Source organism: Rhodoferax sp. GW821-FHT02C08 (assembly GCF_059421805.1).
The window spans coordinates 140,791-153,060 of record NZ_JBWKVR010000013.1 but is presented as its reverse complement, the minus strand read 5'-3'; the positions used below and the strand labels follow the sequence as shown (position 1 = coordinate 153,060).

Below are 12,270 nucleotides of genomic sequence, written 5' to 3'. Positions count from 1 at the left end.
GAACGCCCAAGTGGCCGAAATCGGACCCTGGTAGATGCATGGGCCTATTTTGAAGAGGCTTGTTCAGCGTTGCCTTAACCCTGCATTCTCAAGGCAAGCGCAGCGAAGCCCCCTCCAGAGAACCCGCGGAACCGGCTTCGCCGGGCCGCTGGGTTCGCCCCCTGCAAGGGGGTTGGCGTAGCGACACGAAGTGCGCGCAGCCTGGGGGTGAGCCTAGTCCCTTCCGTAATCGTCCTGCAAGCGCACGATGTCGTCCTCACCCAGGTAGCTGCCGTACTGCACTTCCATGATTTCCACCGGGCCTGTGGTCTTGTTGGCCAGGCGGTGTACTTCGCCGATGGCAATGTCCACATGCTGACCGGGGCTGAGTTCCAGCACCTTGTCGCCCACCGTGACGATGGCGGTGCCAATCACTACCACCCAGTGCTCGGCGCGCTGGTGGTGCTTCTGCAGGCTCAGCTGCTGACCGGGGTGCACGCCGATGCGCTTGACCTTGTGGCCAGGAGCCTCGTGCATGTTTTCATACCAGCCCCAGGGGCGCTCGGTACGTTCAATGGAAACGGTGCGTGTAGAAGTATTCATGGGTATGGCGATGCTCTCTGCACTGTGTAAAGTAAAGCTGGCAAGCACTAGATAGTAACCCGTAGTTGTCGCCTACCCCATCGCATCCGGCAGCCTGAAACACCAAGCACAAAAACAAGCGCTAACGCAATAAATTCCTGCACATACAGCTATCTATTCAATAGCAAATAGCACCAAGAATTACCCGCTACGGGTAGCAAACTAATACACCCTGTAACACCTTCCCCGGCAGCACAGCGGCTTCAGTACAGGGTCTCGACCTCGCTGGCCAGCAGATAGCCCGCACCCCGCTCCGTCACGATGAGCTGCGGGTTGGCGGCGTCCAGCTCCACCTTGATGCGCAGGCGGCGGATTTGCACATCGATGGTCCGGTCATACACCTCGGCCTCGTGCAGGCGCGACATGGACAGCAGCTGGTCGCGCGACAGCACACGTTGCGGTGCACGGCACAGCGCGGACAGTAGGCTGAATTCGCCATTCGACAGCTCCACCGAATCCCCGCCCGGTGCCACCAGGCGCCGGGTGCGCAGGTTCAGCTCCCAGCCGGCAAAGCGGAATGCGCGGCGGCTGTTGTCGCGTTCCGGCAGAGTGGCTTGCACCTGGTAACGGCGCAGCACCGCACGCACCCGCGCTAGTAGCTCGCGCGGGCTGAAGGGCTTGGTCACGTAGTCGTCGGCCCCCAGCTCCAGCCCCATGACGCGGTCGGCCTCCTCGGCGCGGCCGGTCAGCAGGATGATGGGAATGGTGGCGCGCTCGCGCAGGGTGCGGGCCAGCTGCATGCCGTCTTCGCCTGGCAGCTTCAGATCCAGCAGCACCAGGTCGATGGCCTCGCGGTCTACCATCTCGAACAGCTCTCGACCCGAGGCACCGGCACTGACACGCAAATCGTTGTCCCCCAGGTATTCCACCACCAGCTCACGGATGTTGGGATCGTCGTCGATCACTAGAATGTGCGGGGCAGTCGATGTTTGCATAAATCAGTAGATGGAAATCTTTACAGAGTATCCGGGATTATGGCCAGCACCGCCCACAGGAGTTTCCATCAGATGCAAGAGACCGACACCACCCGCAAAGCCATAGCGCCGCGTATCTGGGCCTGGGCACTGGGCCTGGGCTTGCCGCTACTACTGGTGGCGGGCGTCGCACTATGGCATTTGCGCAGCGAAACCATAGACAGCCAGACGCGGGAGTTGAACACCTTGTCGCTAGCCCTGAGCGACGAAATGCACCGCACACTGCAAGGCATCCAAAGCGGCATGCATGCCATGCAGGACGAATTGCGCTACAACCGCATACCGCTAACCGGCACCGATGCCGAAGAGGCGCTGCGCACCCGCACCGAGCTAATGACCATGGTGCGCTCGCTCTGGCTGGTCAGCCACGATGGACGGGTGCTGGCGGCGTCCACCGATATGCCGCTGCCGGAGCAGCCCGATTTTTCTCCGCCCTTGAACAAACTGGATACCGAGACGACCGCAATCGGCCGCTCTCATCCCGAGCAGAACCGCACCACCACGGCCGTCACGCTGGCCGCGCAGTTCACCACTCCGCAGCACCATGGCTGGATTTATGCAGCCCTGCCATCGAATGCCCTGCTGGGCGCTTTCACCGTGGCGTCCCAGGCGCCAGACGCACATATGTCCGTGTTCCGCCAGGATGGCGTGCTGCTGGCTGCATCCTATGTACGGCAATCGTCATTGAGTGAGCAAGAGATTGCCCAGCGCCTGGCCAACCACCAACGCACAGCCGTCCACGAATTCCCGGACGGGCGCAAGTATCTGGTGGCCTTGCGGCGCCTGCCCAACTATGGGCTGGACGTGGTTATCACCCGGGATCTGGACGTCATATTGGCCCCATGGCGCGACACCGTGAAAATCACCCTGGCCAGTATTGTGCTGCTGCTTGCCATCATGGGCATCGCGGTGTTTCTGGTGGAGCGCGCCGACCAACGCCGCATTGCCGCCCAGCAGGCTTTGCAGGCCCAGGTGTCGCGTGCCAGCAAGCTGGAGTCGCTAGGCGTGATGGCCGGCAGCGTAGCGCACGACTTCAACAATGCGCTGGCGGCCATTGTCGGCTTCGGCGAAATGGCGCAGGACGCGGCCGCGCCCGGCAGCGCCCAGGCCCGTCACATCGACAAGGTGTTGCAAGCCGCTTTGCGCGGCAAGTCGCTGGTAGAACGCATCCTGTCATTTGGTCGCGGGGGCGGCTGCACCTCCACCGTGTTCGAACTCGAACCCATCATTGAAGAAGTGCTGACCCTGCTGGCCGCTACGCTGCGCCCGGGCGTGGTGCTGCAGCGCGGCCTGGAAGCACATGGCGCCCTGCTGCGCGGCGACCCAACCCAGGCCTTCGAGGCCGTGATGAACCTGTGCACCAATGCCATCCAGGCCATGCCCCACGGCGGCATGGTCAGTGTGCAGCTGGTGCGCAAGACCGTCACCATGCCCCAGGTGCTGTCCCATACCCAGCTGCCTGCTGGCAACTACCTGGCTTTGACGGTGTCCGACCAGGGTAAGGGCATCAGCCCAGAGGTGATGGAGCGCCTGTTCGAACCCTTCTTCACCACCCGCAGCGCAGACTCCGGCACCGGCCTGGGGCTGGCCGTAGTACATGGCGTAGTGGCGGAATTCAACGGTGCTATCGACGTGAAAAGCAAACCCCTGCAGGGCGCCCGCTTCACGCTGTACCTTCCGGAATGCACCGATGTGCTGGCCAGCGCCACGCCCTTGCTGCCGTCCGCCCCCTGCGGTGCAGGGCAGACGCTGCTGGTGGTGGACGACGAGCCAGGCCTGGTTGCCATGGCCGAAGAAATACTCGGGAACCTGGGCTACCGCACGGTAGGGTTTACCGACCCGATGGCCGCGCTGCAAGCCCTGCGCGACGGGCCGGAACGTTTCTCGGCCGTGATGACCGACGAAGTCATGCCAACGCTGACCGGCATCCAGCTAACCGATGCTGTGCGCCAATTCGCGCCCCAGCTGCCCATCCTGATGGTCAGCGGCTACGGCGGTGCACTGCTGGCCCAGAGAGCCACCGAGGCCGGTGTATCCCGGTTGTTGACCAAACCGCTGCAACGCGCCGATCTGGCCCGCGCCTTGTCGGAGCTGGTGCGCTAACGAAAAAGGGCTTGTCGATCAGCCGGCATGGCTGATCGACAAGCCCTTTTGACGGGGACAATGTCGACGAGGTCGCTTAGTTCGAGTTCACATCGATATCGCGCTGGTCTACCGATGCGACCTTGCCGTCGGCGCTGAAGTCCACCTCAAACAGAGCAGGGTTGGAGCCCAAGACACGGTACTCCCACGTTGGACCCGGTTCATTGCCATAACGAACCACGCGTTCGGGTTGGCCCAGGGCCTGCTGCACCGACGCGGCGTCCATGCCGACCTTGATCTGGGTTTCGTCCTGCTGGCCAACCGTGAAACCCGTGGCGGCCTGAGCGGCTGCCACGCCGAACAGCAAACCTGCGGCCAAAAGTGTGCGGGATGTCCAGGAATTGAATGTGCGTTGCATGATGGTCTACCTCTTATACGGATGGGAAGCTATGCGGGTCTCACGCCATTCCAGCCCTGGAACAACGTGCCTGCAACGCCATGGTGCAAGCATGCTTTCGCACACGCATGACAGCACATCCATTTGCGCGTGACAGATGCAATCGCTTCTGTAAGTAGGTGTTAGCCCTGGGTTAAGCCCAGATAAACGCCAGATGAAGCACAGTGAAGATTACATCTGTCATAGAGCCAGCGGGTCACGTCATCAAGTCGTAGGGGCCTGGCGAGAAGATCATGGAACTGCAGAAGCACCTCAACCTGTGACTGCAGCCAAGGAACCACCATGACCGCCCTACTCCATCGCCGAATCGCAGTGCTCGCCCTCGTTGCGGGTCCGCTGCTCTTGATGACCAGCCTGCCTGCAGCCGCAGGCACCACCGACACAGCACTGGGCTGCGCCGTGGAGTCGGCCCTGTCCGCCAGGATGGGCAATGAAGCCAAGGATCTCAGCGCAACGGTGCACAACAGCGATGTCACGCTGCATGGTTGGACCCAACGCCCGCAGCAGGAGGCAAAGGCCCGTGCCATCGCCAGCCAGGTCGCGGGTGTGGGCAATGTGTATAGCCGCATCCGCGTCTTCTCGTCGCGCGACTAGCAACGCCCGCATCCCACGGACCACCTGAAAGCACAGCGCAATGCAGAACACCGAGCACCCCCTGGACACCCGCCCTGGCACCGATGCCCAATTGATCGTCTGTAACTCCGCAGCAGACAAGTACCAAAGTGCCTTGCAACGCCTGCGCGATTGGTGGCGCCTGCCGGGCACAGGCCATGCGCCAACCAAGCCGACGCTGCGGCTGCATGTAGACGACCTGCAAGGCAAGCGGGTGGCCACCGTGGCCGACGCCGGCCCGCAACTGGTGCTGGACCTTCCCGCCGGCACCTACCAGGTGACGGCCATCTTGGGTGAGGTCTGCCGCGGTTATACGCTGACGCTACGGCCAGGCGACGCATTCAACCTGCAGCTGTGCCACGCGCTGCGAAGCTGAATATCTACCGCCACCAGCATGGCGATGCACAACCCACAGGCTCATGCTGCAGTGCAAAAACAGGGTTAATTCGTAACAAATGGTTAAGTCGCCTTTACGCGCTCAACCCACCGGTTCATCATGCAGACATACCGCCCAATTACGATTTTCCATGTGATACAGCCACATGAATGTGCTGCTGGTGCTCTGCGTTAAAAGCGCGGCCCGCACCAGGAAAACAGTGACCAATATGGGGACAAACACCATGCATCCACAGACATCCGCTACAGAGCCTACCGCTCTGACCACTGCCGCCCAGCTTGCCGCTTCGGACGCCGTCATCGCCGAGCTCGTCGGCCAGGTATTCGAGGCTGCACCCACACCTGAAAAGCGCCGCTTGCTGGCACACCTGATACGCCCGCTGGGCTTGCTGTCATTGGTAGCAGTGGCCAATGGCATCTTCGCCAAGCTACGCTTTCGCGATGGTTGGCAAGACATACAGCCACGGCTGGAAGACGTACAACAAGTGCACACCAGTGATGTTGTCGCGCTGGTGGACCATGTGCAGCAAGTCAGCGTGGAGGCGGTGGACAGCCTGGCCCATCTGCTGAAAACTTCACCTGTCGTAACCGGCTCCGCCGCCGCAGCGGTGCTGATCACCATCTTGTTGCAAAGGGCCAATGCCCGGCGCAGCAAAACGGCGCAAACCGACATCGACGACCTCTACGCGGCTTGAGCCCGACGCCCAAAATACGCACAGAAAATGAGCCTCTAGAGTAGGTTGCGCCTGCGCAGGCAGCTATCCAATCCCTAGCGGAAAATGGGGGGGCAGATCAGGCCAGTGGCATGTACTGCTCGGCCAGGCTGGCGTACAAAGCGCCGCCCAACGGCAAGATGGCGTCGTTGAAGTCATAGCGGCTGTTATGCAGCGCGCAGCTACCCGGCCCGTTTTCCGTGCCCTGGCCTATGCGCATATAGGCACCGGGCTTGACCTGCAGCATGAACGAGAAATCCTCCGAACCCATGCTGGGGTCCAGATCGCGCACCAGTTGGGCAGCGCCCACCAAGTCCTCGGCAACCCGCATTGCAAACAACGCTTCACTGCGCGAATTCACCGTGGGCGGGTACAGCCGCTCATAGTGCACCGAGGCGGTTGCGCCAAAACCCAGAGCGACAGCGCTGCACAGCTCGGTGATACGCCGCTCTATCAGGTCCTGCACGGCTGGGTTGAAGGTGCGCACCGTCCCTACCAGCGTGGCCTTGCCGGGCACCACGCTCATGGCGCCCAGGTCGCCGGCCTGCACCGCACAGATGCTGACCACGCCACTGTCTATAGCCCGGATATTGCGCGATACCACGCTTTGCAGCGCGGTGATGGTGTGCGCAGCCACTAGCACCGGGTCGATATTCTGGTAGGGATGGGCGCCGTGACCGCCACGGCCGGTGATCTCAATGGTCACCCGGTCCGAGGCCGCCATCATCGGGCCCGGATTCAGGCCGATGGAGCCAGGTCGCATATGCGGCCAGTTGTGCATGCCAAATACCGCCTGGACCGGGAAGCGGTCGAACAAGCCATCCTGGATCATGGCCTTGGCGCCCGCGTAACCCTCTTCGCCAGGCTGGAAGATCAACGCCACCGTGCCATCGAAATTGCGCGTTTCCGCCAGGTAACGCGCCGCCCCCACCAGCATGGTGGTGTGGCCGTCATGGCCGCAACCATGCATCAGGCCGGTCTTGGCCGACTTCCAGGCCAGATCGCTCGTTTCGGTCATGGGCAGCGCATCCATGTCGGCTCGCAGGCCCACCATTTTGTCGCTGCCGGCCTTGCCGTTGCGCCCATGGATTACGCCCACCACACCGGTCTTGCCTATGCCGGTATGCACCTCGTCCACACCGCACAACTCCAAAGCCTGCTGGACCCGGGCCGCCGTGTAGACCTCTTCAAAACCCAGCTCGGGATGGGCATGCAGGTCGCGGCGCAAGGCCGTGAGCTCGGGGTGAAACTGGGTGATGTGCGCAAAAGCGCGGCCATTGGCTTGGAGCAAAGAGGTGGGCATATGCGGCGTGAAACAGTGTTCTGCAAGAACGTTCTTAGAACTGTACAAGCTTTACCCTAACCCTTCGCCCTTGTGTGTCAAAAGCCGCGCAGATCGTCCACTGCTTGCAACAGCGGGCCCTGCCGTATCAAACCCAAAGTTTGGCCAACGACGTCCACATCGTTGTCAAAGCCGCCATGGCTGGCCGGCACCTGCTGCAAAGGCGTCTTGCCGTCGGCTTGCAAAGCCGTGGTGACCTTGTCGCGGTCCAGTATCTGCAGGCGCCCATCCCGCTGCAGGCCCGCCTGCGCCACCGCACGCCGCCAGTCCTTGAGCGCATCGCCGGTGCTGGCGCTGCCATCCCAGCCGTTGTAGTCCTCCTGGTAGACGTTCTCCATGCCCAGGATGGGCGTGCGCAAATCCACCTCCAGCGCGTTAGACACAAAGTACAACAGGGACTTGCGATAGATGGACGCCACGTTGTCGTTGCGCTCCACCCGGTCGGACAACACGCTCAGGTGCAGCCGGGCCATCACCGCCGGGTCCATAGCGTAGTGCTTGTTGGCAAAGGCCACGGTGCACGCCGGGGCGTACAGATGGATGGAACTGATGGCGGGCGTGGGCACGCCCCGGCCGGCCAAGGCCGTGAGCATATGGCCCAGGATGATGGAGCCGGCTGAATGGCCCATGAGGTGGATCTCCAATTTGTCGCCCCAGGTGGCCATCAACTTCTGCAGCGCCTTGATCAGCAACTCGCCACCGCGCCCGGCGCCGAAAGCCAGCTCGGCGTTTTCTTTCATCTCGCTCCAGATGGGGCGGGCCAGCGATCGGCCTATGGTCTTCTCGATCGCCAGGTCGGTCTTGTCGGTAATCCAGTCGGCCAGACCACCGGCCAGCGTAGGTTGCTTGTGGAAGGCATCGCTAACGATGTCGCCGATCGACTCGCGCAACCCCGTCTTCCACACCAGAAACAGCGGGTAGCAACCATTGCCCACAAAGTGCCGCCCCATGGCGCGAGCGCGTTGAATAGCGTCGCCCTCGCTGTTCAGGCCGCCGTGGGCGTAGAGCACCAGGCGCTTGACATCGCCACTGGCCGGGCTGCGAAACCATTGGTCCGGCAGATCACACACCTGGTGGCCCAGGGTGCGGCTGAGCTCGTCTTCGGTCAGGTAGCGCTTGACGCGGCCATCGTTGCCCAGCACCACGCTGTGCTGGTAGGCCTGGTCCTCACTCCACCACTGGCTGGTATTGGCATCACCCACCGCGGCGTTGGCCTGCGAGGCCACCACGCTGACACGCCCCACCACCACACCCGGCACACCCATGGCCACCACCCAGGCATCCATGCCATTGGCCAGCCAGTCGGCATAGCCGATCACCCCGAAGCCGCCCATGCCCCAGCCCTTACCCCAGGAGTTCTGCACCACAAAACCCTGGTTGTTGAAGCCCACCAGCGCGAAGGCATGGCCGTTGTCTTCCGACGGCCGTCCGTTGAACGGAATCAGCGGAATATCGGCATGGCCCTTGGGGTTCTTCTTGCGTGCCGGCAGGCTGTGCCAGCCTTCGTGGGTGAAAGCCGATACATACACCGCCCCCACCGCCTGGATCGCCGCCTGCAAGTCGGTGATGGACTTCAGGTCGATGCGGTAGTACACGCCCAGCGTGGTCTGCACCGCCTTCTTCGCATAGCCGTAGCGCGGCTGCTCCTGCGTGTAGGGCCAGTCCTCGGCCATGCATACGCCGTGGTTGAACCAGCCCTTCAACGCGCCGCGGCAGCTGGAGCCGCTATAGTTTTCGCCAGCATATTCGTCGTATCGCCGCGCAAAGTTGTACAGCATGCGCGGGCTGACCGACGTCATCTGGGCCGGGCTATTGGCCTTGCGCCAGCGCAGGTAGTTGACCACGCAGGCCAGGCCGAAACCGGTGCAGGCGCCCTCGCCGCCCTGGTCCAGGATCAGGCCGGCCTGGGTGTAGGCAGGTAAAAAGCGGCGTATGGCGTCGTCGCTGGGGTACGCATCGTCCAAGCCCAGCGGCGGTGGCTGGTAAGGTCGGTCACACAGGTCCGGAGGGTCCTTGCGTACGGTCAGCTGACGCGACACCGGTGCTGCCTTGGCCTTGGTGCTCTTGCTCCGTTTAACCGGCGCGCCCGCCTTGGCCGCCACAGCCTCCACAGGCCAGACCTTGTCGGCCAGCACGAACACATCCTTGAACCGGTCCAGACCGTGCGCGCCGCCGTTGACCAGCTTGCGTGCCACCGCGTAACCACCCGTGGCCAGGGCCTGACGCATAGCATCGGCCTTGTCGGCAATGAAACGGGCCAGCAACAGGGCCGCCACCTCGGGCGCATTCGCCAGGTCCGGGTTGGCAGCCAGGTCAAAGCCCAGGGCCTTGCCATAGTTTTGGTAATTGCTGCGCCCAGTCAGCTGCACAAAACCGCGGCCCTTGAAGCGCGCGCCATCGCCGGGCTGGGTATTGCCCAGCGCCTTGCGTCCGTCGTACAGGCCAAACGGCATGCCGCCGGGCGCGGTATTGAACTGCGACACGAACTCGGAAATCGGCAGAAAGCCCTCGGTCTCTGCACGGATGGTGCCCAGTGCAGCGCAGATGATGGGCCGGTCCGTCAGGCCCAGCGCGCCCAAGGCCGCCACCACATAGGGCAGGTAGCGGGCGATATTGGCGGGCTTGGTCGCTGGAAAGAGCTGGCGTACGGCGTCCGGTGTCAGTGCCAACTCCATCGCCGGGGCCTTGGCCAGACCCAGCTGCAGCTGGCAGTACGGCCCCACCACACCATCGGCCACCAGGCCCACGCCCGACTGCCAGCGCCGGGCCGCAGCCTCCACGTCGGCATCCACCAAGTCGGACGGAGCCCCCTTGGCCAGACTGGGAAAAGCCAGCGCATCGCTGCCCAACACCGCAACCAGCGCCTTGCGCAAGGCTGGAATCTCCGGCCCCTGGTAACCCCGAACCCAAAGCATGCCCATGGTGTGCTCCTCTCGACAGAGGGTGTGTCGGGCATGCATTGTGAACCCGCCACAGCGCAAAGAACATCCCTTATTTGCGGGATGGACCCAGTGCTTCAATGCCCCGGGCTGGCGCGCATGCGGTTCACATCCAGTTCGGTCACGCCCTGCGCCTGGTTGCCCCAGGCGCTGCGGATATGCGTCAGCACAGCGGCAATGTCGCTATCGTCCAGCACCAGCACAAAGGGCGGCATGCCGAAGGGACGCGGGTTGCCGGCAGTAGCGGGGGCAAAGCCGCCGTTCAGCACGGTCTGCACCAGATTCGCCGTGCTGGCCATGGTGACAGCGCGGTTGCCCGCCAGTGCCGGATACGCGCCGGCCACACCCTGGCCTTGCGCACCATGGCATTGGGCGCAGTGCTTGTCGTACAGCTGCGCGCCGCGCTCCAGCATGCGGCCAGGGGTGGGCGACAGGTCGCGCACGGGTGGCGCGGCCGTGGTCTGCGGCAGGGCCTGCAAATAGGTGGCGACCGCACCCAGGTCGGCAGCCGACCAGTACTGCGTGCTCTGCAGCACCACCTCGGCCATGGGGCCTTGCACCAGTGCGCCCGGGACCGTGCCGGTCTGCAACAGGCGCACCACGTCTTCGCGCGGCCAGCCAGCCACGCCGGCCTCATGCGGCGAGGTCAGTGCGGGTGCGTACCAGTTCTGCATGGGGATCAAGCCGCCGGCCAGGTCCAGCTCGCCGCTGCTGGCGCCCAGCGCATTACGCGCCGTGTGGCAGGCGCCGCAATGGCCCAGGCCGCGCACCAGATAAGCACCCCGGTTCCATTCGGCCGACTGCTGCGGCTCGGGCTGCTGCACACCCGGCTGAAAGTACAGCGCCCGCCACACCGCCAGCGCTGGCTGGGTGCTGAAGGGCCAGCGCAGCGCATGCGGCGTGGTGGCCTGCGCGGTGGCCGGCAAACTCTGCAGATAGGCGTACAGCGCGTCGGAGTCGGCGCGTGTCACCGCCGTGTAGCTGGTGTATGGGAAGGCCGGGTACAGCAGCCGCCCGTCCTTGGATCGACCGTTGTGCAGCGAGCGCCAGAAGTCGCTGGCCGACCAGCGGCCTATGCCGGTTGCAGCATCCGGCGTGAGGTTGCTGCTGTAAACCGTGCCAAACGGCGTGTCTATGCCGCGCCCACCAGCATAGGGCGTGCCGCCACGCGTGGTGTGGCAGGCCGCGCAATTGCCCAGGCGCGCCAGGTAGGCACCGCGCTGCAGCAGCTCGGGCGTGACCGTGGGTGCGGCGGATGCATCGTCAGATTCATCGCGCACGTTCAAGGCCCACACCAGGGCGCACAGAGCCAGGGCAACCAGCAGTCCGAAGGTGATCTTCTTCATGGCGCGGGTGCACTTCCGCAAACGATGGTCTTGGCGCCTGGCAAGAGTGCAGGCAAAGCGGCCACCGCGTGGGTATTGGCGGGCAGCGGCTGCGCGGCCAGCCAGGCGGTGACGGCGGACACATCTTCCGGCGGCAGCTTGCGTGCCACATCGGCCATGCAGTCGGGCGCATGGGCGCGGCGCTGGCCGGTGCGCCAGGCGCCCAGCTGGGCATTCAGGTAGTCGCGCGGCAGACCCAGCAGACCGGGGATATTGGGCGCCACGCCGGTCAGCGCAGCGCCGTGGCATTGGGCGCAGGCGGGGACCTGCCGGGCGGTGTCGCCTTGACTGACTAGTTGTTGGCCTCGGCGCAGTTGCTCAACAGGTGCGCTGCTAGGCTGGGGCGCAGGGTATGGCAAGTCCAAGGCTGCAAAGTACTGGGCAATTTCCATCAGATAGGCATCGCTCAGCGGGTCCACCATCTGCGTCATCAGGCCGTAGTGGCGCCGGTTGTCGCGAAAGTTCAGCAGCTGGTGGTACAGATAGCCGGCCGGCTTGCCGGCGATGCGCGGGTAGTAGCCGTCGCTGGCCGCCCGGCCCTCTTTGCCATGGCAGGCCACGCAGGCCAGGGTGCGCTGGGCCATGCTGTCCTCAAACACGGGCGGCGCGGCCAGGCAGGTGCCAGCGGCCCACAGCAAGGGCAAGACAAGGGTGCGCAGAATAATTTTCACAGTGGCGGAATCATGCCGGACTTGCCGCGCCAGGGACAGCAGCAGTTGGCGTTTAAAAAACCATATCAGATGCCAAAA

The 12,270-nt window shown here is 63.7% G+C and carries 11 protein-coding genes; 4 read left to right on the top strand and 7 right to left on the bottom strand.

What is annotated here, in order from left to right:
• Positions 1–213 precede the first annotated feature (213 nt).
• Together AC07VY_RS16910 and AC07VY_RS16905 are read right to left on the bottom strand one after the other, a co-directional pair.
• Positions 214–582, bottom strand: a complete 369-nt coding sequence (locus AC07VY_RS16910; RefSeq protein WP_495098451.1) for a phosphomannose isomerase type II C-terminal cupin domain — start codon at positions 580–582, stop codon at positions 214–216.
• Positions 583–824: 242 nt separating this feature from the next.
• Positions 825–1,556: a response regulator gene (locus AC07VY_RS16905; RefSeq protein ID WP_495075972.1), complete on the bottom strand. Its 732-nt coding sequence runs from the start codon at positions 1,554–1,556 to the stop codon at positions 825–827.
• A 72-nt stretch (positions 1,557–1,628) separates the two neighbouring features.
• Here AC07VY_RS16905 and AC07VY_RS16900 point away from each other — a divergent pair, with 72 nt between their 5' ends.
• Positions 1,629–3,698, top strand: coding sequence for an ATP-binding protein (locus tag AC07VY_RS16900; RefSeq protein ID WP_495098450.1), 2,070 nt, complete (start codon positions 1,629–1,631; stop codon positions 3,696–3,698).
• Between the two features lie 76 nt (positions 3,699–3,774).
• On the opposite strand, the gene AC07VY_RS16895 is transcribed toward AC07VY_RS16900, so the two are convergent.
• Positions 3,775–4,095, bottom strand: coding sequence for a hypothetical protein (locus tag AC07VY_RS16895; protein ID WP_495075974.1), 321 nt, complete (start codon positions 4,093–4,095; stop codon positions 3,775–3,777).
• Between the two features lie 321 nt (positions 4,096–4,416).
• Here AC07VY_RS16895 and AC07VY_RS16890 point away from each other — a divergent pair, with 321 nt between their 5' ends.
• From AC07VY_RS16890 to AC07VY_RS16880, 3 genes are all read left to right on the top strand, one after another.
• Complete coding sequence (locus tag AC07VY_RS16890) at positions 4,417–4,728, top strand: BON domain-containing protein (RefSeq protein WP_495075975.1); 312 nt, start codon at positions 4,417–4,419, stop codon at positions 4,726–4,728.
• A gap of 40 nt (positions 4,729–4,768) precedes the next feature.
• The gene (locus AC07VY_RS16885) at positions 4,769–5,122 is read left to right on the top strand and encodes a hypothetical protein (protein ID WP_495098449.1); all 354 of its coding nucleotides are present in this window, start codon (positions 4,769–4,771) and stop codon (positions 5,120–5,122) included.
• Between the two features lie 244 nt (positions 5,123–5,366).
• Positions 5,367–5,837, top strand: coding sequence for a hypothetical protein (locus tag AC07VY_RS16880; protein ID WP_495075977.1), 471 nt, complete (start codon positions 5,367–5,369; stop codon positions 5,835–5,837).
• A 97-nt stretch (positions 5,838–5,934) separates the two neighbouring features.
• Here AC07VY_RS16880 and AC07VY_RS16875 read toward each other — a convergent pair whose 3' ends face one another.
• From AC07VY_RS16875 to AC07VY_RS16860, 4 genes are all read right to left on the bottom strand, one after another.
• Positions 5,935–7,158: a M20 aminoacylase family protein gene (locus AC07VY_RS16875; RefSeq protein WP_495098448.1), complete on the bottom strand. Its 1,224-nt coding sequence runs from the start codon at positions 7,156–7,158 to the stop codon at positions 5,935–5,937.
• 77 nt (positions 7,159–7,235) lie between these two features.
• Positions 7,236–10,118 carry a C1 family peptidase gene (locus AC07VY_RS16870; protein ID WP_495098447.1) on the bottom strand — a complete coding sequence of 961 codons (2,883 nt, stop codon included), beginning with the start codon at positions 10,116–10,118 and terminating at the stop codon, positions 7,236–7,238.
• Positions 10,119–10,213: 95 nt separating this feature from the next.
• Positions 10,214–11,482, bottom strand: a complete 1,269-nt coding sequence (locus AC07VY_RS16865) for a c-type cytochrome (RefSeq protein ID WP_495098446.1) — start codon at positions 11,480–11,482, stop codon at positions 10,214–10,216.
• A complete protein-coding gene (locus AC07VY_RS16860; protein WP_495098445.1) occupies positions 11,479–12,192 on the bottom strand; it encodes a c-type cytochrome in 714 nt (237 codons plus the stop codon). The genes AC07VY_RS16865 and AC07VY_RS16860 overlap by 4 nt, the downstream gene beginning before the upstream one ends.
• Between the last annotated feature and the right edge of the window lie 78 nt (positions 12,193–12,270).